The organism is Flavobacterium sp., from assembly GCF_049240005.1.
GTDB lineage: Bacteria > Bacteroidota > Bacteroidia > Flavobacteriales > Flavobacteriaceae > Flavobacterium.
In genome coordinates, this window is record NZ_JBMLTK010000053.1 from 17,178 (window position 1) to 38,219 (window position 21,042).

23 protein-coding genes are annotated in these 21,042 nt (G+C 40.7%); 9 read left to right on the forward strand and 14 right to left on the reverse strand.

The features are described 5' to 3' along the window. Positions 1 to 53 precede the first annotated feature (53 nt). Positions 54 to 578, forward strand: a complete 525-nt coding sequence (locus tag ACOVQQ_RS05420) for a gamma carbonic anhydrase family protein (RefSeq protein WP_421817316.1) — start codon at positions 54 to 56, stop codon at positions 576 to 578. Positions 579 to 754: 176 nt separating this feature from the next. Here the strand turns inward: ACOVQQ_RS05420 and murI are convergent, their stop codons facing one another. The 9 genes from murI to ACOVQQ_RS05465 form a co-directional block, all read right to left on the reverse strand. After that, positions 755 to 1,531: a glutamate racemase gene (gene murI, locus ACOVQQ_RS05425; protein ID WP_421817289.1), complete on the reverse strand. Its 777-nt coding sequence runs from the start codon at positions 1,529 to 1,531 to the stop codon at positions 755 to 757. Between the two features lie 67 nt (positions 1,532 to 1,598). Next, positions 1,599 to 2,099, reverse strand: a complete 501-nt coding sequence (locus ACOVQQ_RS05430; RefSeq protein WP_421817317.1) for an OmpH family outer membrane protein — start codon at positions 2,097 to 2,099, stop codon at positions 1,599 to 1,601. A 24-nt stretch (positions 2,100 to 2,123) separates the two neighbouring features. Continuing rightward, positions 2,124 to 3,212, reverse strand: a complete 1,089-nt coding sequence (locus tag ACOVQQ_RS05435) for an OmpH family outer membrane protein (RefSeq protein ID WP_421817290.1) — start codon at positions 3,210 to 3,212, stop codon at positions 2,124 to 2,126. 34 nt (positions 3,213 to 3,246) lie between these two features. Then, on the reverse strand, positions 3,247 to 5,964 hold the full coding sequence (locus tag ACOVQQ_RS05440) for a BamA/OMP85 family outer membrane protein (RefSeq protein WP_421817291.1): 2,718 nt from the start codon (positions 5,962 to 5,964) through the stop codon (positions 3,247 to 3,249). Positions 5,965 to 5,970: 6 nt separating this feature from the next. Beyond that, on the reverse strand, positions 5,971 to 6,711 hold the full coding sequence (locus tag ACOVQQ_RS05445; protein WP_421817292.1) for an isoprenyl transferase: 741 nt from the start codon (positions 6,709 to 6,711) through the stop codon (positions 5,971 to 5,973). A 2-nt stretch (positions 6,712 to 6,713) separates the two neighbouring features. Next, positions 6,714 to 7,391 carry a DUF6089 family protein gene (locus ACOVQQ_RS05450; RefSeq protein WP_421817293.1) on the reverse strand — a complete coding sequence of 226 codons (678 nt, stop codon included), beginning with the start codon at positions 7,389 to 7,391 and terminating at the stop codon, positions 6,714 to 6,716. 169 nt (positions 7,392 to 7,560) lie between these two features. Next, the gene (locus ACOVQQ_RS05455; protein WP_421817294.1) at positions 7,561 to 8,394 is read right to left on the reverse strand and encodes a hypothetical protein; all 834 of its coding nucleotides are present in this window, start codon (positions 8,392 to 8,394) and stop codon (positions 7,561 to 7,563) included. A 20-nt stretch (positions 8,395 to 8,414) separates the two neighbouring features. Continuing rightward, on the reverse strand, positions 8,415 to 9,299 hold the full coding sequence (locus ACOVQQ_RS05460; RefSeq protein ID WP_421817295.1) for an NAD kinase: 885 nt from the start codon (positions 9,297 to 9,299) through the stop codon (positions 8,415 to 8,417). A 17-nt stretch (positions 9,300 to 9,316) separates the two neighbouring features. After that, complete coding sequence (locus ACOVQQ_RS05465) at positions 9,317 to 9,976, reverse strand: acetoin utilization protein acuB (protein WP_421817296.1); 660 nt, start codon at positions 9,974 to 9,976, stop codon at positions 9,317 to 9,319. A gap of 89 nt (positions 9,977 to 10,065) precedes the next feature. Here ACOVQQ_RS05465 and ACOVQQ_RS05470 point away from each other — a divergent pair, with 89 nt between their 5' ends. From ACOVQQ_RS05470 to ACOVQQ_RS05500, 7 genes are all read left to right on the forward strand, one after another. Beyond that, positions 10,066 to 10,779, forward strand: coding sequence for a pyridoxine 5'-phosphate synthase (locus tag ACOVQQ_RS05470; protein WP_094487202.1), 714 nt, complete (start codon positions 10,066 to 10,068; stop codon positions 10,777 to 10,779). Further along, positions 10,776 to 11,549, forward strand: a complete 774-nt coding sequence (locus ACOVQQ_RS05475; protein ID WP_421817297.1) for an alpha/beta fold hydrolase — start codon at positions 10,776 to 10,778, stop codon at positions 11,547 to 11,549. The genes ACOVQQ_RS05470 and ACOVQQ_RS05475 overlap by 4 nt, the downstream gene beginning before the upstream one ends. A gap of 1 nt (position 11,550) precedes the next feature. Next, on the forward strand, positions 11,551 to 11,883 hold the full coding sequence (locus ACOVQQ_RS05480) for a phage holin family protein (protein ID WP_421817298.1): 333 nt from the start codon (positions 11,551 to 11,553) through the stop codon (positions 11,881 to 11,883). A 276-nt stretch (positions 11,884 to 12,159) separates the two neighbouring features. Next, a complete protein-coding gene (locus tag ACOVQQ_RS05485; RefSeq protein WP_421817299.1) occupies positions 12,160 to 12,882 on the forward strand; it encodes a VIT1/CCC1 transporter family protein in 723 nt (240 codons plus the stop codon). A 208-nt stretch (positions 12,883 to 13,090) separates the two neighbouring features. Beyond that, entirely contained in the window at positions 13,091 to 13,588 is a 498-nt protein-coding gene (locus ACOVQQ_RS05490; RefSeq protein WP_421817300.1) for a hypothetical protein, read from the forward strand. A 432-nt stretch (positions 13,589 to 14,020) separates the two neighbouring features. Further along, positions 14,021 to 14,989 carry a DNA adenine methylase gene (locus ACOVQQ_RS05495; RefSeq protein WP_421817301.1) on the forward strand — a complete coding sequence of 323 codons (969 nt, stop codon included), beginning with the start codon at positions 14,021 to 14,023 and terminating at the stop codon, positions 14,987 to 14,989. A 6-nt stretch (positions 14,990 to 14,995) separates the two neighbouring features. Continuing rightward, positions 14,996 to 15,484, forward strand: coding sequence for a PD-(D/E)XK nuclease superfamily protein (locus tag ACOVQQ_RS05500; RefSeq protein WP_421817302.1), 489 nt, complete (start codon positions 14,996 to 14,998; stop codon positions 15,482 to 15,484). Between the two features lie 4 nt (positions 15,485 to 15,488). On the opposite strand, the gene ACOVQQ_RS05505 is transcribed toward ACOVQQ_RS05500, so the two are convergent. Further along, the gene (locus tag ACOVQQ_RS05505) at positions 15,489 to 15,773 is read right to left on the reverse strand and encodes a hypothetical protein (protein ID WP_421817303.1); all 285 of its coding nucleotides are present in this window, start codon (positions 15,771 to 15,773) and stop codon (positions 15,489 to 15,491) included. A 211-nt stretch (positions 15,774 to 15,984) separates the two neighbouring features. On the opposite strand from ACOVQQ_RS05505, the gene ACOVQQ_RS05510 reads away from it, so the two are divergent. After that, entirely contained in the window at positions 15,985 to 16,602 is a 618-nt protein-coding gene (locus tag ACOVQQ_RS05510; RefSeq protein WP_421817304.1) for a lipoprotein signal peptidase, read from the forward strand. Between the two features lie 4 nt (positions 16,603 to 16,606). On the opposite strand, the gene ACOVQQ_RS05515 is transcribed toward ACOVQQ_RS05510, so the two are convergent. The 4 genes from ACOVQQ_RS05515 to ACOVQQ_RS05530 form a co-directional block, all read right to left on the reverse strand. Beyond that, positions 16,607 to 17,362, reverse strand: a complete 756-nt coding sequence (locus ACOVQQ_RS05515; protein WP_421817305.1) for a TIGR03915 family putative DNA repair protein — start codon at positions 17,360 to 17,362, stop codon at positions 16,607 to 16,609. Continuing rightward, positions 17,359 to 18,618, reverse strand: a complete 1,260-nt coding sequence (locus ACOVQQ_RS05520) for a putative DNA modification/repair radical SAM protein (protein WP_421817306.1) — start codon at positions 18,616 to 18,618, stop codon at positions 17,359 to 17,361. Before ACOVQQ_RS05520 ends, ACOVQQ_RS05515 begins: the two co-directional genes overlap by 4 nt. Positions 18,619 to 18,734: 116 nt before the next feature. Continuing rightward, complete coding sequence (locus tag ACOVQQ_RS05525) at positions 18,735 to 19,130, reverse strand: hypothetical protein (protein WP_421817307.1); 396 nt, start codon at positions 19,128 to 19,130, stop codon at positions 18,735 to 18,737. Between the two features lie 7 nt (positions 19,131 to 19,137). Further along, positions 19,138 to 20,988: a M1 family metallopeptidase gene (locus ACOVQQ_RS05530; RefSeq protein WP_421817308.1), complete on the reverse strand. Its 1,851-nt coding sequence runs from the start codon at positions 20,986 to 20,988 to the stop codon at positions 19,138 to 19,140. Between the last annotated feature and the right edge of the window lie 54 nt (positions 20,989 to 21,042).

The window sequence follows — 21,042 nt, forward strand, 5'->3', positions numbered from 1 at the left end:
GTTTAGTTATTAATTCAATCCCGGTCTGTTCGATCGGGATTTTTTATTTCTTTATCATGATTATTGAAGTTAGAGGCTTTACTCCCGTCGTTCCCGATAGTTGTTTTCTTGCAGCGACAGCGTGTGTAATAGGCGATGTACAGCTTGGTGCAAATTGTAGTGTTTGGTTTAATGCCGTTGTACGCGGTGATGTAAACAGCATTCGAGTCGGTAATCAAGTGAATATTCAAGATGGCGCCGTTATACATGCCACTTTTGAAAAACATGCAACTAGTATCGGAGATCGCGTTTCAATAGGTCATAATGCCATTGTGCACGGCTGTACAATTCACGATGACGTGTTGATAGGAATGGGAGCCATAGTTATGGATGGTTGTATTGTAGAGTCAAATTGCATAATTGCAGCAGGTGCTGTGGTGACGCAACATTCGAAATTGGAGTCGGGTTGGATTTATGCCGGAGTGCCGGCCAAAGCTGTTAAGCGAATAGATACTTCCGCTTTTTCGGGTGAGATTGAACGAATATCACGAAACTACGTGATGTACAGTTCATGGTTTTCTGAAAAAGATTCGCAGTAATTCGGAACATCTCAACATTTTGATGATACGCGTTTTTCAGTACTATGCATTACTGACATTCGATTTTTAGTAGGCGTAATTGATATAGATTTTAGTGAATCGGAAAGAGAATTTGCTATTTGCAGTATCAATTTGTTTTTTGGAGAGCGCGGGTTTTATGCAATATACCCGCGATATCAGAAACTTTGTTCTATAATTATTGCTTCCGGTGTATTTAGCAAGCTTTTTAAAACGGCGCTCCCTTTATTTGTGTAAAAGGTAAGTTGTGGTTTTTGCGCAGTTGCAAGTAGTTGATTTTGCTCTAATATGGTTTTTGTTTGCCTGGCAACGGCTTCTCCAGAATCGATAATTTTTATATGGCTTGGTAATATATCTTCGATTATGGGTATGAGATAGGGGTAATGACTACATCCTAAAACGAGATAATCTATATTTTGTTCAATCATAGGATTTAGATAAATTTCTAGCAACTCTCTCATTTCGGCACTTTCAATCATCCCGTTTTCAATCAGCGGAACCAAGTTATGGCCAATTTGCTCAATGATCTTGACGTTTTTGTGGCTTTGTACTGCTTTACTAAAAAGCTCGCTATTAATGGTTCCTTTGGTCGCTAATATTCCAATAGTTTGTGTTCGGGAATTTAACGCGGCAGGTTTTATCGCGGGCTCAATGCCTATGAAAGGAATTTCATACTTCGAACGAAGCTCTTTTATGGCGTTGGTTGTAGCCGTATTACAAGCAACTACAATGAGTTTGACGTTTTTCTCTAATAGAAATTCAGTGTTTTTTTCGGATAAATGTATTATTTCTTCCTTATTCTTTTGCCCATAAGGTGCATTTGCACTATCTGCTAAGTAGATCGTGTTTTCATATGGAAGTAACTTGTGGATTTCTTTCCAGATAGAAGTTCCACCCACACCCGAATCGAACAAACCAATTGCTTGAGTACTCATACGACAAAGTTAAAAAAAAACTGCCCGAGGTGTTTCGGGCAGTTTAATAATTAAGGTCTTAACTCTATTAGAAGCCTAGTTCTTTTTTAACATCTGGAGTTAGGTCTGGTCCGTCGGCCAGTAGTAAACCTGCACTATTAAACACATACTGGTATCCTTTAGCTTTACCGACTTTTTGAATAGCTGCCTTTACCTTTTCTTCAATAGGTTTCATAAGGTCGCCTTCTTTTGTGCTTAATTCCTTCTGAGCCGTTTCGCGAAACTCACGGATTCTTTTTTCTAAATCCTGTACTTCTTTTGCACGTTCTTCGTTAATCTTAGCCGATACAGTTTCAGCCTCTTGCTCGTATTTTTTCAAGCGCGCTTGGTATTCATCGACCATCACTTTAAAGTCGTTATCGTACTGCTGACCTAATTTCTCGAGTTGTTTTTGTGCATCGATGTAAGCGGGCATTTTAGTCATCAATTCAGCCACATCAATATGTGCAGATTTGGCTTGTGCGTTCGCGTTTAAAGACACGCCTAAAACCAGTACGGCAGCGATTAGTAAAGTTTTCAATTGTTTCATCATCAAATTAAAATTAAAAAGGTGTTAATTATTATTTTTTGGAGTTGTAGCTCCTTGTTCTTCGGGTTTGGTAGCATCTTTATTTTCTTCCTTAGCCTTTTTTGCTGCTTCTCTCGTAGCAGCCGCTTTTGCTTTACGGTCTTCTAATTCTTGTTTTCGTTTTGCGATAGCAGCATCTCTTTCGGCCAGTTTTGCTTGTCTTTGAGCCTCTCGTGCCGCTATAATAGAGTCTTTATTAACAGTAGGCTTTGGTCTTGCAGTTGCTGTAGAATCTGAACTTGTTTTTTGCTGAACAGCAGATTTTGCATTAGTGTCTGTACCCTTGTCGGAGCCACCTTCCGCAGAAGTTTTTGTTGAAGTTTTCCCGGTTGTTCGTGCTTCTACAGCCGCTTTTCTTTTTGCATCTGCTTCTTCTCGTTTAGCTTGTGCCGCCGCTTTTCTTTCTTCAATCAACTTATCTCTTTGTGCTTTTTTCTCCTCGAGTCTTTTTCGTCGTTCAGCTAGAGCCGGATTTTCATCTTCTAGATTCTCCTCATACTCTTTCTTTTCCTCTTCCTGAATTTCTTTCTTACTCTTCTGTGTGCGTTTAGAAGCTCTAGAAATTGCTCTAATTACTTGATCGCTGATATCAAATCGCTTCGCAGAAAAAATCATCGTTAAATCAGATGATTTATCGAATACAAAATCGTACTTTTTTTGTTCAGCAATATCTTGAATTGCCGTGAATACTTGGTCTTGTACCGGCTTTACCAACATTGCTTTTTGAACGATATAATCGCCTTGTGGGCCGAAGTGTTTTTGTTGAATTGCAGATAATTCGTTTTCCTGAAAAGCAATTTCTTCCTCCTTTTCTTCGATTAATTGTTTCGTGAGTAGGACGCGTTCTTTTGCCAGTTCTTCTTTCAGTTTTGTAATATCGTTCTTTTTGGTTTCAATTTCTTGCTTCCACTTTTGTGCTTTAAGTTCCAATTGGTTTTTGGCCTCGATGTAATCGGGTACATTTTCGAGAATATAGTTCATATCTATATAGCCTATGCGAACGCCTCGACCCGATTGTGCTTGAGCGCTAAATAGAGCGGCTGTTGCAAATAAAAATAAAACCAATTTTTTCATATACTCTATACCTTAAGAAAATATCGTGCCAAATCTAAAATTGTTGTCCAATGATGAAATGGGTTTCCCAACCATTTGCCTGCGTTCTTCCAACCGATGCAGCTCCCGGCGTAGGATCGAAACCATGACCGAAATCGATTCCTAACAATCCAAATGCGGGCATAAATACACGTAAACCAAAGCCAGCAGATCTTTGTAAAACAAAAGGATTGTACTCCTTAAAGCTGTTATAACCTGCACCAGCTTCAATGAAAGTTAACGCATAAATAGACGCAGCACCTTTCAACGTAATTGGATAACGTAATTCTAACGAAAACTTGTTATAAATTGTTGCACCAGGTTGACTTTCATTTCCATTTGAATCGGTAACAATTGGTGTTAACGACTGATTCGGATAGCCTCGTAATTGAATTGTTTCTCTTCCATCAAGCATAAAATTCGCTAAACCATCGCCTCCAAGGAAGAAACGCTCGAACGGAACATCGCCCCTATTTCTATTATAAGCGCCAAGAAAACCAAATTCAGCCAAAGAACGCAATACGAATTTATCATAAATTTTCGTATACCAATCCGCACGCATTTTAATTTTGTAATATTCTAACCAATTGAACTTCTGTTGATCAACTTTTGAAAGATCAGCAGAAGCATCTTCCGGGCCGTCGGCTCGAACCGTTGCATTACGGGTAACTGTTCCGTCTGCAGCAACTAAGTCAACTTGTTTTATATAATCGCCGGGGAAAATCTGACTTCCATCAGCGCCACCAATAACCGTCGTTCCGTTGTTTCTCTGCTTATTTTCAGGCAGATTACCCAGATTAGCGTAGTCTATACCGTTAAAGAGCGAATAAGGTGGTGTGAATTTTGCCGAAATACTGAATTCCGAACCATAAGTTGGAAAAATAGGATTAACACCTTTGTTGTTGCGGGTTAATCCGACCGAATAGGCTAGGTTTCTAGAAGCTCCGTCTCCGAAATTGAATAATCCGACGTTGTAGTTGTTTAAGTCGTAATACTGGAAACTTAGAGATTGCGATAGAACAAACGAATCGTCTGGAACAGTTAATTGCTTGGCAAGTCCTACCGATAAAGTAATGATGTTGAAACTTCTACTTCTATCGACATTGTTGGTTCTGAAATCATTCAAAAATTGTTTTGAATACGATAAAGACGTACTAAAACTTACCGGTTTTTTGCCGCCAAACCAGGGTTCTGAAAAAGACAGGCTGTAGGTTTGGAAAAAGGCACTTCCTTGTAAGCGAAGCGATACGCGCTGACCGTCGCCCATAGGCAATGGAGTGTAAGCCTCTTTTTTAAACATATTCCTTGCAGAGAAGTTGTTGAAAGACAAACCGAGTGTGCCAATAAAACCGCCACCGCCGTAACCTCCTTGGAGTTCAATTTGGCTCGACCCCTTTTCTACAAGATTGTATTCAATATCAACAGTTCCCGCCGCTGGATCAACATTCTTAAATTTTGGATCAATCGCCTCCGGATCAAAGAATCCTAAAGCACCAATTTCTCTAATTGTTCTGATGATAGCGTCTTTGTTATACTTCTGACCCGGTTTTGTGCGCAACTCTCGGTAAATTACTTTATCGTTAGTTTTATCGTTACCAACAACAGAAATTTTATTAAAATACGCCAGCGGACCTTCGACAATTCTAATTTCAAAGTCTATCGTGTCGTTGTACGTTCGCGTTTCTACGGCATTGATGTTCGAAAACAAGTAGCCGTTATTTTGATACAAGTTTGTAATATCTTCATTATCAGGTTTGGTCGGATCACTAATTCGCTTCTCCAACAAAACGCCGTTGTAAACTTCACCTTTCTTAATTCCCAAAAGTCGATTCAACTGTTGGTCTGTGTAAACCGAATTTCCTAAAAATTTAATATTTCCAAAGTAGTATTTTCTACCTTCTTCTACTTGAATTTTTATAGAAAGGCGGTCTTTCTTTTCACTGTATGTTACAGTATCAGAAATAATACGAGCATCTCGAAATCCTCTTGATGTATACGCTTTTACGACTTCATCTAAGTCTTCCTCGTATTTGTCCTTTATATATTTTGATCGTTTGAAAAGGCGAATCGGATTAATCTTCTTGGTATTCTTCATCGCCTTTCGAATCTTAGCGTCGGAAAGTTTTTCATTGCCGTCGATTTCAATGCTGCTAATTTTTACCTTATCGCCTTTGTCGATGTTAATCAGCATGTTAACCAAATTGCCTGCAGTTGTGTCCGGAATAGTTCGAACAATAGCTTTTGCTTTATAAAAACCTTCTTTTCGATATTTGTTCTCGATGTAATTGCGCGTAGTGGTAATTAAGTTCTCGTTTACAATTTTTCCTTTCGTAAGTCCGTTGTCTTTTATAAGTGTTTCTGCTTTTCCCTTTTTTACACCGTTGATTTTCACATCGTTTAACTTCGGTAACTCAACTAAATTCAAGTTTAGCCAAATGGAATCATTGCTTGTCTTTTCTATGTAAAAATCGATCTCGCTAAACAAACCAAGCTTTCCAAGTTTTTTGATAGCTGTACTTAACTCCTCTCCAGGAACCGTAATTGGTTTTCCTTTTTCAAGCCCAGCATAAGTCGTTACAACTTGAGCATTGTAAGTAGTTTTACCGGTTACAGATACGTCAGCAAGTATGTAGGTAGAGCCTTTGTCAAAATCAGGTCGAATTTGTGCCTGAACGGCTAAAATTCCAAAGAAAAAGAGGGCAAGGGAGACAAATAGTAAATTCTTGTTTAACACTAATGTTTATTTTAGTTGTTCGCTGGTTTTTCCAAATCGGCGCTCGCGTTTCTGGAAACTTTCCAAAGCTTCATATAAATTCTCTTCATTAAAATCAGGCCACAGCACATCTGTAAAATAGAGCTCTGCATAAGCGAGTTGCCACAACAGAAAATTACTGATGCGATGTTCGCCACTAGTTCTGATTAATAAATCAACATCTGGTAATGAACGCGTGTAAAGATGCTGATTTATAATTGTATCGTTAATATCGCTTTCGCTGATTATATTATTTTTAACTTTCTCGGCAATTTTCTTAACAGCCTGTGTGATCTCTTCGCGTGACCCGTAACTCAATGCAATGGTGAGTGTTAGTCTTTTGTTGTTGGCTGTTTTTTCAATTACTTGAATTAACTCTTTTTTAGCTGCTTTCGGCAACATATCGATATTCCCAATTGCCTCCAGCTTCACATCATTTTCAACAAGAGTGTTTAGTTCTCGACGAAGCGATTTTATCATCAATTTCATCAATAAATCGACTTCCAACTTCGGGCGTTTCCAATTTTCAGTACTAAAAGCATACAGCGTTAAATTCGGAATACCAATTCGCGCACAAGCCTCAATCACTAGCTTTACTGTGTTGGTTCCATTTTCATGTCCGATTGACCGCGAAAGCCCTTTCAACTTTGCCCAACGCCCATTGCCGTCCATGATAATGGCGAGGTGCTGAGGCAGTTTTGCAAAGGTGGGTGTGCTTTTTTCGCTCATAATTATTCGGGACAAAAACAAGGATTGTTGCCAAAAGTATAAGTTAGCGAAAGCAATGAAAACATAAACCAATCGTTGCTATTCGTATTTCCAAATTTTATAGCGTCGGTGATGTCGGGATTAGATGCGTCTAAATTGTCGGTATATGTATAGCGAGCGCCAATCTCAGCAGCTAATACCCAGCGGGGCGAAATATTGGCTTTTACGCCAACAACCATCGGAATGGCTAAACCAAATTTCTTTTTATCGTATTCGGTACCCCCGTTTATGAAGTACTGATTGTCGTAACGAACAGCACTTAAACCGCTGTAAATGTAGGGGGTAAGTTGTGGGCGTAGCGAATGCAAGTCGAATGGAAAAAAATTAAACTCCAAACCCAATGAGAGCTCTTGAGTTGTAGTTCGGAAGGAATAGCCACGATCTCTTCGCGAAGGAACCTTCGAGTCGCGGTCGTTTGAAGCAAGCGTTGTTTGTGTGAACGAAGCACGCCAAGCATGACGCGGACTCTTATTCCACTTGTACAAAATTCCACCTGCAAGTTTGTTCGGTTTAAAATAATCTGTCGGACCAATATCGCCTACGTAGTTACTGCCGCCTAATGCCAACCCAATCTCATGGATTTGTGCAGTAGCGGAAGTTGAGAAAACAAGATATATAAGCCCAAAAATTATCTTTTTCATCCTTGAAAAAATGCGTGCAAATATAACAATAAAGAAATGTTAAAATGGCCCAATTCGTTTAAATATCAGACGTAATCAAAATGCCTGTCGTTAAACTGCGCCGACATCTAAAACGGCGTACTTCGCGCATTCGTATTTTGGGAGTAATTATTTTCGGAATGAAATTGCTTTATTCTGTTTCGACGTGCTCATTGAAACTCGGTAGCAACCCACCGTCTTTCCACTGATATGCGCGCGTAACCACAGTTTTATTAATCCACTCGGTAGCTTCATCAACGAGTTCGTTGGTTTCGGAATAGAACAGTACCGTACCGTCTTTTCCACCTTCGTCTGTTGGGAAAATGAGTTTTTCTTCCTTCGCATAAACATCGGCGTCGAATAAAGCAACTAGATTGGCTATGAGCGCTAATTTCGATGGCGACCAACTGTAATACGCTATGCCACCATTCATGCCACAAGCTTCAGCGTAAAAGTCTATAATCAATAATTTTTCTACGTCAGTTAATCCCTTGTTATCACTCAAGTATATGCTGAATGACTCAGCGGGTAAAGGCTCTTTTACCTCATTTAAAACAGTTTTGTTCGCGTAAACTTCTTTAATGGTTATTCCATGAATTGTGTCTTTCGGACTATTCAACTTAAACAAAAACGAGGTTTCCTCTTTTTCGTAAACCAATTTTTCAAAAGCCAAGGAAGAAGAACGCACATAACCCGTTTTTCCGCGAAACCGCACTTTAATAAATGGAGGGTTTGTTACTCGCAAACTTTCTTTGATTAAATAATCGGTTTCTAAGGTCAACGCTTCTCCTAAAGGAATTTCCATCAATGTTTTGGACGACAAATTTGCCTCAGCTTTCAAAGCACATGTCTCGTCGAAAACATAAACTTTTTCGCCTTTTTTAATGGGTTCGTAAACGCCAAAAACTTTTTCGGATTCTTGAGCAAAGCTAAAGTTGTTCAAGAAAATGAAAACAACAATGAAAATATAGTTTTGCGCACGCATAGATGCTGTTTGTAAAGCTGTTAATTACGCTTGTCTTCTCCCCAAAGCAATTTTTCGCGCAAGGTTTTTAAGAAGGTTTCTTCGGGGAATTCAATCATTTTTAAAGTAAAAGCTGCCTTTTCGATGATGAGTTCCGTTTCGTTTTGCACTGAAAAGCTTTGCGCATCTAGCGAAACTAAATGCTGCGATTCTCTTCCGCTAACTCGTAAACGTATTTGTGTCGAGTCGGGAATAACCATCGGACGCGCATTCAAATTGTGTGGTGCAATGGGTGTAATCACAAATCCCGCAACGGCAGGTGTTAATATGGGTCCGCCGCAACTTAACGAATAGCCCGTAGAGCCCGTGGGCGTTGCAATTATTAAACCATCTGCCCAATACGATGTGAGAAATTCGTCATTCAAGAACGTATCGACGGTAATCATCGATGCGCTGTCTTTGCGATTTACCGATATTTCATTCACCGCAAAATTGGTTTGTATACCCGAATCTGCTGGTAAACTTCCGTGGAGCTGCAATAAGCTGCGTTCGGAAATGCTGTATTTTCGGTCGAGTACTAACTGTAAAAATGCGTCGATATCTTCTTTCGGAACTTTCGCTAGAAATCCCAACCTGCCCGCATTCACGCCTAAAATCGGAATGCCTTTGTCCTGTACCAATAACGCCGCACGCAAAATCGTACCATCGCCACCAATACTCAACATCAAATCGGTGTTGGGTTCTAAATCGTCGGATTTTGTAAAAGTGCGGTAACTTTTTTTGAGAATTCCCTTTTCGTACAACAGGGTCAAAAACGTTTCTTCTATAACTAAATCTACGTGATTGGCATTTAGGAAAACAAAGATGTCGCGAATGATGGGTTCGGTGCTGTTTTGGTAGTATTGACCGTAGATCGCAATTTTCATAAGCAGATTTTTACAGCTTAAATATTTAAATACCGATCTAAATACTCCGAGCGTTCGCGCAAGTTATTCAAATAGTCGTCTTCTTCGTGTTTGCTCACAATTTCGTATTCGTACCGTCGGAAAGTGGCAATCAGTTCGTTTATACTTCCTTGCGAAACTTTTACTGTAATTTCCGCAAACTGATTGTCGAGGTACGAAATAAAAGCACCTAAAAGCTTCACGTTGTTGCTTTCAACAATCTGTACAATTTGACCCATGCTGTAATCGCGCACGTCTTTTTTCACCACCAAAATACCACCCGATTCTTTTAAAAAAGGCGTTTCGTGAAAAAGCGAAGTTACCTCGGTTAATTCGTAATAACCGGCATAGCGATTCTCATCGGTAAGTACCGGAACAACATTGGTGTGATTTTTCGCAAAAACCTCAAGCACATCAAGCCAAAACATGGAATCGCGAACAAAAAAGCCTTCTAAACTGTATTTATAATCCGAAACGATTTTAGACGTATCGAAAGTTTCGGCGTCTTCCGCAGCAATCGAACCGATGTACACATCGTCTTCCAATACCGGAAAGTGCGAAAAAAGTTGCTCAGCAAAAAAGTCTTGAACGCTTTCAATAGACTCATTTGCAGCAAATGGCTTCAAATCTTTCGACAATAAATTTCCTATTTCAGTCATGTGCTGTCTTTACCTCTGCAAAATAATTAAAAATACGCGAATCACAGGACGAAAGGTTTTAATTTTGGCAGACTTTTAATAATGCCGATATGACAAAACTGAGTGTGAACATAAATAAAATTGCCACCTTGCGTAATGCACGCGGAGGAAACGTACCCGATGTTTTAAAAGCAGCCGCTGATATCGAACGATTTGGAGCGCAAGGCATCACCATTCACCCGCGGCCCGATGAACGACATATTCGCTATCAAGACGCGCGCGACCTAAAGAAAATAGTAACTACCGAACTCAATATCGAAGGAAATCCGGAACAGTCGTTTATCGATTTGGTTTTGGAAGTGAAACCACATCAGGTCACTTTAGTTCCCGACGCACCCGACGCCATTACTTCAAATGCCGGTTGGGACACAATTACGCACAAAACCTTTCTTTCCGAAATGGTTCAACTTTTTAAATCACACGGTATTCGAACCTCGATTTTCGTTGATCCTGTTTTGGAACTAATCGATGGCGCAGCAGCTACAGGTGTCGATCGCATCGAATTATATACCGAAGCGTACGCAAAACACTTTCCGCAAGATCCCAATCAGGCCATTGCCAGTTATGCCGCTGCGGCCAAACGTGCGAACGAATTACAACTCGGCATCAACGCCGGTCACGATTTAAGTCTAGAAAACATACAGTTTTTCAAACAACATATTCCGGGCCTGCTCGAAGTGAGTATCGGACACGCGCTCATCAGCGAAGCCTTGTATCTCGGTCTCGATAATGTCGTAAACATGTATTTACACCGACTAAAATGAATCCAATTTTAAATAGTATCATTACCGGAAACGGAACGCCCTTAGTTATTATTCACGGATTTTTAGGAATGTCCGACAATTGGAAAACCTTCGCCAATCAAATGGCCGAACGCCAATTTCAGGTACACGCCGTGGATTTGCGCAATCACGGTAAAAGCTTTCACAGTGCCGATTGGAATTACGATTTTATGGTAAACGATTTGTACCAATACATGCAAGCCCATAACATAGAGAAGGCGCACATACTTGGGCATTCCATGGGCGGAAAACTTGCCATGATTTTTGCCGCTGCGTATCCAGAATTGGTAAACCGACTCGTAGTGGCCGACATTGCACCAAGGTATTACAAACCCCATCACGACGATATTTTAAACGGACTCGCAGCCGTTGATTTTTCCAAAAAACCAAGCCGTCAGGAAGTCGACGAGCTGCTCCAAAGTTATATTCCCGATTTTGGAACACGGCAATTTCTGCTAAAGAGCTTGTATTGGATAGAACCCGGACAACTTGCTTTCCGATTTAATCTACCCGTTTTTCTTGCCAATAAAGAAGCTGTTGGTACACAAGTGAATCCCGATGCGCGCTTCCAGATGCCGACGCTGTTTGTGCGCGGCGGCGAATCAAAATATATCCAAGAACGCGACGAAGCCGACATTCAACGGCAGTTTTCCGACGTGCGTATCGAGACTATTGCAGGTGCCGGACACTGGCTACATGCCGAAAAACCAGCCGAGTTCTTTCAAATCGTTTCCTCTTTTTTACCTTCGTAATATGAAATTTATCATCAAACTGGTTATCTCGGCCATTTCGGTTTTATTGCTTAGTTATTTGCTGCCTGGTGTGCGCGTAACCGATTTACAAACGGCACTCATCGTGGCACTGGTATTAAGCTTACTCAACATGTTTGTAAAGCCCATTTTACTTCTGGTTACTTTACCCATTACCATTTTTACGCTCGGAATCTTTCTACTGTTCATCAACACCATCATTTTATTGATTTGCGATGTGCTTGTCGACGGTTTTACATTAAACAATTTCTTGGCGGCCTTTGTATTCAGTCTTTGCTTGTCGCTGGTTCAATCGCTGACGTCGAAATTGTTATAATACCAATTAGACATATAAAACAGTCCAATAAAAATTGTTTTTAAGCCATAACTGCTTTAAAAAAATCATCCATAGCGCTGCTATGCAACATTTTTTTGCATTGTTCTGCCTCAAAAACAAACTTTTTTCTCTGGCTTTTTTTATAAATCCAATTGGTATAAACAGAACGAGTCTGAATTGCGATTTGTAGAAGAAATTCTACTGTTTTATCCGTACCTTTAAGTTTGTTTGGAAGCAGTTTTAGCTGAAACCGCTGTTCCAGTGATCACCAACTTTATGGAAAAAGCAACCACTTCTCAGATAACGATCGACAATTATTTGAAAAACCACTACATGCACCGCAGCAATTGGTTGCGCGCTGCTGTTTTAGGTGCCAACGACGGTATTATCTCTATTTCGAGTTTGGCCGTGGGCGTAGCTGCGGCTGGAACCGGTCGCGAGGCCATTACCTTAGCCACTTTTGCCGGTTTGGTAGCCGGAGCACTTTCAATGGCGGCAGGCGAGTACGTTTCGGTGAGTTCGCAAACCGATACCGAGCACGCCGATATTGCACGTGAAAAAGACGAACTCCGCGAACAACCCGAAGCCGAACTCGAAATTCTAACCCAAATTTTTGAAAAGCGAGGCTTAAAACGCGAAACGGCACGTTTAGTTGCCAACGAATTAACCGAAACCGACGCACTTGGCGCGCACATTCGCGAAGAGTTGGGCATTAACGAAATATCGCAGGCCAATCCCATTCAGGCGGCTTTTGCCTCGGGAGCAGCGTTTACTACAGGTGGTTTGTTGCCGCTACTCGTGGTTTTACTGGCGCCACTGTCTGCTATGCAATACAGTTTGTACGCAAGCACGCTGCTTTCACTTATGATTTTAGGAATCGTCTCGGCGCGTGCAGGTGGCGCAAATGCTAGAAAAGCTGTTTTGCGAATTACCATTTGGGGAGCCATTGCCTTGGGCTTGAGCGGTCTGGTGGGCTATTTGTTCGGTGTTAGCGTGTAGCAACTATTTAGTCTGACTTAAAAAAGAAGCGATTTTGCCATTTTGTAAAGCAGTACACAACAAATAAATGTACTTTTAAGTCGGAAGTTTTTTGAATGTTATTTTTTGTAACGCGTTGTTTTTATTTATGTTATCATTTGTAAGTCAACGATTTGCTTGAATAAGTATCAGATTATTCTTCTTGTTTTTAATTTTTAATTTTAGTTTTATGAATGCAGCACATTGGCATTTAGCCTTAAATCACTTGCCATTAATTTTACCTATTGCCGGAATTTTGGTTTTGGGTATTGGTTTTTTCACCAAATCAGAAGTCGTAAAGCGCACCGCACTCTTTTTATTTGTTGTGGGCGCTTTAACCACTTTAGCGGCCATGCGCAGTGGAGAGGAAGCCGAAGAATTTGTAGAAGAACTAGCAGGCTTTTCGCACGATTATATTCACGAACACGAAGAGGCGGCCGAGCGTTTTGCACTAGTGGCTTATGCTTTGGGTGCAATTTCGCTCTTGGGTTTATGGGCCAGCTACAAACGCAAAGGCTTTGCTCGCGCTATTTTTATTGCTGCTTTTCCGGTAGCATTGGCAGCGCTTTGGATGGGTCGCGAAACAGGCACGAGCGGAGGTGAAATTCGCCATACCGAAATTCGTGAAACGGCTTCGCAAACGCCAGCAACAACCGAATCGCACGAAGGGGAAGAAGCACACGAATAATTATTTTTTGGGTGTGCCGCCGCAAACGCAACGACTCCAAAGAACGTGAGTAACTGCGGCGTCGCGCCCTTTGTTGCAATTCCGGTACGGGCGCAGCAGCGTTTATAGCTCGCGCTACGGGCTCCCGCTGGTCGCCGTATCGCTCCCTAAACGCTAAGCTGCGCCCGTTCCTGCATTTCCACGACGGTCGCTCACACGGCAATCGTTACCGAAACGATACGTCTTTTGGCGCACGTTTTTCTGCGTGAAGGGCAGCAGCGGAAAACAATTTTACTACTCCTCAAATTGTTATTATTTTAAGTTTAGATCAAGATTTAATTTACGTTTTATTTATTTTTAATTTTATTACTTCTAAATTGCATTGCGAATAATTAAGCTGAAGCAATTTTTTACGCTCTTGTTCATATTACCTATTCTAATCTCTTAAACTTTATGGATTATAAAGAAGAAAATAAAATTCCAAATGTTGTTAATGATCTGTTTTATGAATATCAAGTCGATGCTAAACCCTTTTTGAAATGGGTAGGCGGAAAAAGACAATTGCTTTCTCAATTTGAAGAGCTTTATCCAGAAGATTTGAAGTGCAAGCGGATTCAACATTATTTTGAACCATTTGTAGGAGGTGGAGCGGTTTTTTTTGATGTAGTTCAAAAATATGAAATAAAGAACGCGTATTTATATGACATCAATGAAGAACTAATTTTAAGCTACCAAGTCATTCAAAAAGATGTAATTAAGCTTTTAGAATTTCTACATAAATACGATAAAGAGTACAAAAAGTTAAATGAAAAGAAACAGCAAGAGTATTTTTATGAATTAAGAAATTCATATAATCTTAATCGATTTAATATTGATTATAATAAATACTCAGATAACTGGGTACCGCGCGCAGCTCAGACAATTTTTTTAAACAGAACTTGTTTTAATGGATTATTTCGATTTAACTCTAAAGGAGCATTTAACTCTCCTCAAGGGAAGTATAAAAATCCGAAGATTGTCGATGAAGCTAACTTATTGAATGTTTCTAAACTTTTAGAAATTGCTGTAATAAAGAGAGCAGATTTTAGGGAGATTAGACATGATATGCGCGAACATTCCTTTGTATATTTTGATCCTCCGTACAGACCGATAAGTGAAACCGCTAGTTTTACATCGTATAGTAAGTTTAATTTTGAAGATGACGAGCAAATTCAACTTGCAAGTCTTTTCTTTGACCTACATAATCAAGGTCATAAATTGATGTTAAGTAATTCAGATCCTAAGAATGTCAACCCAGATGATAATTTCTTTGAAACTATTTATTCGAATTTTAAAATTTCGCGAGTAGATGCAAAACGATCAATAAATTCAAATCCAGATAAAAGGAATACTATTAAAGAGATTGTAGTTACAAACTATTAGGTAAAAATGGCACAAGGAAAAAATGCAAATACAAGTGGAAATCAATTAGAAACTGCGGTTATTGCTGTTTTGACAAAAAAGGGATTTGAATTAGAAAATTATCGCGTTTGGGAATCTAAAAAGGAACAATACGGTGACGAGCTACTTCTAAAAAATGTTCCTTTTGAGACTATATACGGACATAGAGGAAATACTGAATTTTTGTTGGTTTCTAGCAAATATAATCTTAGAATCAGAATCGAGTGTAAATGGCAGCAAAGGTCAGGTTCTGTTGATGAAAAGCTTCCTTATCTTTATTTAAACACGATTGAAACTATGCCAGAGAAGCATATTATGATTCTTATTGATGGTGACGGATTCAAAGCGGGTGCAAAAACTTGGTTAAGAAAAGCAGTGAAAGAAAAGCTCTATACAAATGAAACTAATAGAGATAAAGTGATTATGGTTTTTTCACTTGCTGATTTCTTCACTTGGGCGAATAAAACATTCGTGTAGTATCTTAGGGCGCACGTTTCTCTGCGTGAAGGGCAGCAGCGGAAAACAATTGCAGCCGTTTTGCCAAAACCGACGCCGCTGCATTTGCGACCAACGGAAGCACAAGGAAGCGGCAGACGGTTGGCGAAAGGGCAAAATTTTTGTAGCGTATGACCTGACGGCGGTGGATATATTTCTTTTGGGCGCACAATCGTCCGCCGGCACGCCCAAAAACAGAGGAAAGCGCAAGGGCTAAAAAATCGATTTGAATTAACGCGAGTTCGATATAAAAATTGAAGTTAGAAGTCATTTAAACCGTTGATTTCAAGGCGTATTTTTTTAGGATACCGAGGTATCCCAAAAAAATACAACGACGAAAGCGACCGTTTAAATGGCTAGCTTTAAAGTGGTAAGCGACGATTTTTTATAAGTATAATGAAACCTTCATTTTACGCGATCTAACAAAGATTTTTATGTTGAACTCACGTTAATTACTATTTTTGCCGCACATAACATGCAAAATGACTTTAAAAAAGGCCTACATACTTATTTTTAGTATTTTAATCATCGATCAAGTTTCGAAGATTTACGTAAAAACGCATTTTCTGCTTCAGGAGAAAATTCATGTTACGGGTTGGTTTAAGTTGTTCTTTATCGAAAATAGCGGCATGGCGTGGGGTACCGAAATTCCAGGCGATTACGGGAAATTAGTGCTTACTTTGTTTCGAATTATTGCAGTATTTGGCATCGGTTGGTGGCTGTACGATTCTACGCGTAAAAAAGCCAGTAGTTACTTAATCGTTGCCATTGCACTCATTTGGGCTGGCGCATTTGGAAACATCATCGACTCGGTGTTTTACGGCGTGTTTTTCAGCGAAAGTACCACAACCGATTTAGCGGTTTTTATGCCAGCCGAACCTTACGGCAGCGTGTTTCATGGCAAAGTAGTTGATATGCTGTACTTTCCGTTTATCGAAGATTATGTACTTCCAGAATGGTTGCCTATTTGGGGCGGGAAAACCTTTACTTTTTTCAATGCCATTTTTAATTTCGCCGACATGGCTATCTCGACAGGCATTGGTATTTTGTTGGTTTTCAACAAAAAGTCGTTTGCTCCACCAGCAGGCGAGGGGAACTAGCCCTTTAATTCATTCGTTTTTCCGTTAGGTATTTCCAGTAGCGGCGCGGTACGTGTTGCAAGTGCAATTTCATGTTTTTGCGCGCCGGAATGTTCGTGCTTCTAAAATAATCGTTCCATAATAAGGCGTACAGATTTTCCTTTTCGTGAAGCAATTCTTTGTCTTTCATCTTCGGCGCGTGCTCAAAAACTACTTCGGTAACCTGATTCAAATCGTAGTAAAAGCCGTAATTTCTTCTCAAGTCGTAGATAATCCATTTTTGGTCGGCATAGCGGTTTTTGAAAAAATAAATTACGAGCGGAATGACGTTAAAATCGGGTTCTACGCCTGCGTAAAATAAGCCGTCGGCCGTTTCTTCAAAGCGAATAAATGCTTTCATGCGGTGCCGCTCGCGACTCACACTTTTGTCGATTTTTGTCAATGCCATCAACGCCGGATGTCCGTAATTATTTTCGATGTTCTCGGCACTGTCGAAACAGTAGCAAATAAATTCCAAAATGTTTTGAAATGCGTCTTCGAGTTCCGACAAGAAACAGCAGTACAAGCGTTGTTGCCAGGTTATAGAGATTTTTTTTTGCAACGCTGTCCAAACACGGTTCGCTTTTTCATCGGTGGTTTGCACGTGGTGTATTTCCGAGAGCAATTGCGGTTGGTGCTTTTGCTCGGACTCGAGTTTAACGTCTTTAATTTTGCGTTCGTATGTATCGAATACGGCGCTTAAAATTCCTTCAAAACTTCCGTCGAAAACAAGTATGGTCATGAGAACAGACTCAATTGATTTTGCGGCGTTTTCAAATACTTGCTGTTCGAATCGCCGAGGATTTGCGCTTTTACCTGATGCGGTTCGGGGTTTGTTAACTGCATTACGCTGTCGGCGCAACGTATAAAATGCTTGGCTCGATTGTAGGCAATGCCCATTTTTCGAAGTTGGTCGGAACGCAAACGGCCAAATTTACGTGCTTGCACAATTTTTTGTGCCGAACCTACGCCAATTCCGGGAACACGTAAAATCATGTAGTAATCGGCGGTGTTTACGTCGACTGGAAACAAGTCGGGATTTCGCAAGGCCCAGCTCAATTTCGGATCGATATCTACGTCGAGATGCGGGTTGTTTTCGTTGAGAATTTCACGTACGTTAAAACCGTAGAAACGCATAAGCCAATCGGTTTGATACAAACGATTTTCGCGAAGCAACGGCGGCTGCGAACCAATTTGCGGCATTCGCGTGTCGTAACTAATCGGAATATAACCGGAATAGTACACGCGTTTGAGATCGAACGAGCGGTAGTATTGATCGGCCGAATACATGATTTCCATGTCGGTTTCGGGTGTAGCGCCAATAACCATTTGCGTGCTTTGTCCAGCGGGCACAAATTTGGGTGTCGATTTGATGAGCTTTTTTTCGTCTTTAAACGCAATGATGCTGTTTTTGATGAATCCGAGTGGTTTTTTTACTTCGTCGTGCGATTTTTCGGGCGCCAATAATTTGAGGCCGTTTTCGGTAGGCATTTCTAGATTAATGCTCATCCGATCGGCATATAAACCAGCTTCGGTGAGTAGTTCTTCGCTGGCGCCAGGTATGGTTTTCAGGTGAATGTAGCCGTTGAATTTGTGTTCGAGTCGGAGTTTCTTGGCGATTCGCACCAGACGTTCCATGGTGTAATCGGCGTTTTTGAAGATACCCGAACTGAGAAAAAGTCCTTCGATGTAATTGCGTCGGTAAAAACTCATGGTAAGATCAACGACTTCATCAACGGTAAAAGCCGCACGTTTTACATCATTTGATTTTCGCGAAACGCAAAAGGCACAGTCGTAAATGCAATGGTTGGTGAGTAAAATTTTGAGCAAGGAAACGCAGCGTCCGTCTTCGGTATAGGTGTGGCAAATACCGGAAGCGCTGGAGTCGCCCAAGCCTTTATTGGTATTTTTTCGGTTGCCTCCGCTTGATGAGCACGAAACGTCGTATTTCGCTGCATCGGCAAGTATGCTCAGTTTTTCTCTAATCCGATCCCACATACAATTTGTTTTGGAACAAATTACAAAACAGCGTTTAAGTGCTTTGGGAACAATTGTTAAAAGTTAAAGAAAGGGTTTATTTTGAGAAAAAATGTAGCAAAGTTGACAATTACTCTTTAATCGTACACATTGTACACATACCGCACGTCGCTGTAATTCACATAAATTTGTTTGCGATTGTTTTGCTTTTTGCGGGTAATAATATCAATTTCGACCTGTGCGCCGTCTAAATTTGCACACCGAAATCCAATGATAATATCTTCGTCGGTTTCTATTTTTTCGGCGTATTCCATGATTTCGAAAACCTGAATTTCTTTTGAGGCTATAGTAATTCGTTCCTTTTTGCCATCGAGCGTAATCACCACGGTCGATTCTTCAAAAGGTGTCCAATCGCTCCAGGAATCGTTATCTAAGCGTTCGGTTATACTAAAACTTGTTGCTTTAAATCGGTACACCTGAGCCTGAAGTAGGGTGGGTAAGCAAAGCAGAAACAACAAACAAAATTTTCTCACAATTCGATTATTTTTCGTTCACAAAGATATCATTTGCGCGGTCAGTATCTGCAACAAATCCATCGGGATCTAGTTGCACGCGTTTTAAATCTGCAAACAAAACGTTTGTTTTAATTCGGTATTGTGGTTGTGCCCAAGGCCAGTCGACTTGTACGCTTCCTTTAAACTTCGGATTGCCGTGCATTTCCCGAATTGGAATGCAGTAGTATTCAGAGGTGCCATTTTTTAACTCCACGAGTATCTGTTGCGGCATAGGCATTAAGCCTTTTCGCGTTACAAGTATTTCGGCGCGACCGTTTTCGTCGGAAGTTGCCGTTACAGCGTAGTCTATTTTATTGGTGGTTTGCGTCCAATCGGTAACAAACCAATCGAGTTGCACATTGTTTTGTTTTTCCAAGATTCGTACCAAATCGTTGGGCGTTGGATGTTTGAATTTAAATTCGTTAAAAAACGTTTTCAAACCTTTCGTCAATTGTTCTTTACCAAGTAAAAATTGCAATTGCGTCAAGAAAAGCTGCCCTTTAAAGTAGGAAGCCACGCTGTACGAACGATTTTCCTCAAACCGATCGGCATGCGTTGTTAAAGCCTGCTCTTTACCGGAAGTTTGCAATTTCGCAACAGCGGTATAAGCGGCTGTAAACGGATTCACAGCGGTGTTTTTCTTCAGTTCGGCTAGAGCTAAATCTTCGATGTATGAGGTAAATCCTTCATCCATCCAAGCGTATTTACTTTCGTTACTGGCCAACAAGCCTTGAAACCAAGCGTGTCCCATTTCGTGGGCGGTAACTCCCAACAAACCGTCGTATTTGCCTTCTCCCAAAATTAGTGTACACATTTGGTATTCCATACCGCCATCGCCACCTTGAATGATGCTGTATTGCTTGTACGGATACGTTCCAATGAGTTCGTTATAAAAATTCATCACACGAACGGCATCGGGTTGCAATCGTTTCCAGTTTTCTTTAATCGCCGGATTGTCTTTGTATAAAAAATGCAAAACCGTTCCGTTGTCGAGTTTTGCTTGGTCGTGGATGTACTTATCGTCGGCTGCCCATGTAAAATCGTGCACTTTTTCGGCTTTAAAATGCCAAAGCAATTTACCATCGGGGCGAACTTTCTGTTTGAAGTTTGTTGCGTAACCGTGGCCAATTTCGTTCGGATTTTGTAAAATACCTGTTCCGCCAATCGTATAGTTTTTATCGATTGCAATCGTCACATCAAAATTGCCCCATTCGCCGTAAAACTCACGAGCAATGTACGCGTTAGCATGCCAACCCTCGGTGTCGTAAGCGGCAATTTTTGGATACCACTGACTCATCGAAATGGCAATTCCTTCTTTGTTGTTGCGTCCGGAGCGACGAATTTGCACCGGCAACTGACCGTTAAAGTTCCATTTAAACGTCACTTTTTCTCCCGCTTTTATCGGTTTAGCGAGTAGTAATTGAGCTAAAGTGCCTTTTTGAAGTACGGTTACTTTTTGTCCGTTGCAGCTCACATCGACTAGCTCGAGCAAACCAATTTCGCTGGGCTGTAGTTTGGCAATCCGGCTTTCAAATCGTTCTTTATCACCTTCTTTGATACTGGTTGCCATGCGCCGGTCGGGATCAACAATATTCTGTAAACGAATATCCATTTCGCTCCCAGGTTGAAACGCATTCGGGTACAAATGAATAAATACAGTTTGTAAATCGTCGGGCGAATTGTTGGTGTACACCACAGATTGTTGCCCTGTGTACTTGTAGGTTTTTACATCAAAATCGACGTTTATTTTGTAGTCAACGTGTTGTTGCCAAGGGTTGGTTCCCTGAGCAATAGCGGCACTACTGAAAAAAAACAGCGCAAAGAAGCATCTAATCATCGGTAAGTTGAATTAGCTGTTTGTAAAAAGAGCCGCTTTTCAGCAGCTCTTTTC

What these genes read in the sequence shown, in the direction of transcription:
- murI (WP_421817289.1), bottom strand. Translation starts at nt 1,531, where the DNA reads ATGAGTACTCAAGCAATTGGTTTGTTCGATTCGGGTGTGGGTGGAACT.
- ACOVQQ_RS05430 (WP_421817317.1), bottom strand. Translation starts at nt 2,099, where the DNA reads ATGAAACAATTGAAAACTTTACTAATCGCTGCCGTACTGGTTTTAGGC.
- ACOVQQ_RS05435 (WP_421817290.1), bottom strand. Translation starts at nt 3,212, where the DNA reads ATGAAAAAATTGGTTTTATTTTTATTTGCAACAGCCGCTCTATTTAGC.
- ACOVQQ_RS05445 (WP_421817292.1), bottom strand. Translation starts at nt 6,711, where the DNA reads ATGAGCGAAAAAAGCACACCCACCTTTGCAAAACTGCCTCAGCACCTC.
- ACOVQQ_RS05450 (WP_421817293.1), bottom strand. Translation starts at nt 7,391, where the DNA reads ATGAAAAAGATAATTTTTGGGCTTATATATCTTGTTTTCTCAACTTCC.
- ACOVQQ_RS05455 (WP_421817294.1), bottom strand. Translation starts at nt 8,394, where the DNA reads ATGCGTGCGCAAAACTATATTTTCATTGTTGTTTTCATTTTCTTGAAC.
- ACOVQQ_RS05460 (WP_421817295.1), bottom strand. Translation starts at nt 9,299, where the DNA reads ATGAAAATTGCGATCTACGGTCAATACTACCAAAACAGCACCGAACCC.
- ACOVQQ_RS05465 (WP_421817296.1), bottom strand. Translation starts at nt 9,976, where the DNA reads ATGACTGAAATAGGAAATTTATTGTCGAAAGATTTGAAGCCATTTGCT.
- ACOVQQ_RS05470 (WP_094487202.1), top strand. Translation starts at nt 10,066, where the DNA reads ATGACAAAACTGAGTGTGAACATAAATAAAATTGCCACCTTGCGTAAT.
- ACOVQQ_RS05475 (WP_421817297.1), top strand. Translation starts at nt 10,776, where the DNA reads ATGAATCCAATTTTAAATAGTATCATTACCGGAAACGGAACGCCCTTA.
- ACOVQQ_RS05480 (WP_421817298.1), top strand. Translation starts at nt 11,551, where the DNA reads ATGAAATTTATCATCAAACTGGTTATCTCGGCCATTTCGGTTTTATTG.
- ACOVQQ_RS05485 (WP_421817299.1), top strand. Translation starts at nt 12,160, where the DNA reads ATGGAAAAAGCAACCACTTCTCAGATAACGATCGACAATTATTTGAAA.
- ACOVQQ_RS05490 (WP_421817300.1), top strand. Translation starts at nt 13,091, where the DNA reads ATGAATGCAGCACATTGGCATTTAGCCTTAAATCACTTGCCATTAATT.
- ACOVQQ_RS05495 (WP_421817301.1), top strand. Translation starts at nt 14,021, where the DNA reads ATGGATTATAAAGAAGAAAATAAAATTCCAAATGTTGTTAATGATCTG.
- ACOVQQ_RS05500 (WP_421817302.1), top strand. Translation starts at nt 14,996, where the DNA reads ATGGCACAAGGAAAAAATGCAAATACAAGTGGAAATCAATTAGAAACT.
- ACOVQQ_RS05505 (WP_421817303.1), bottom strand. Translation starts at nt 15,773, where the DNA reads ATGACTTCTAACTTCAATTTTTATATCGAACTCGCGTTAATTCAAATC.
- ACOVQQ_RS05510 (WP_421817304.1), top strand. Translation starts at nt 15,985, where the DNA reads ATGACTTTAAAAAAGGCCTACATACTTATTTTTAGTATTTTAATCATC.
- ACOVQQ_RS05515 (WP_421817305.1), bottom strand. Translation starts at nt 17,362, where the DNA reads ATGACCATACTTGTTTTCGACGGAAGTTTTGAAGGAATTTTAAGCGCC.
- ACOVQQ_RS05520 (WP_421817306.1), bottom strand. Translation starts at nt 18,618, where the DNA reads ATGTGGGATCGGATTAGAGAAAAACTGAGCATACTTGCCGATGCAGCG.
- ACOVQQ_RS05530 (WP_421817308.1), bottom strand. Translation starts at nt 20,988, where the DNA reads ATGATTAGATGCTTCTTTGCGCTGTTTTTTTTCAGTAGTGCCGCTATT.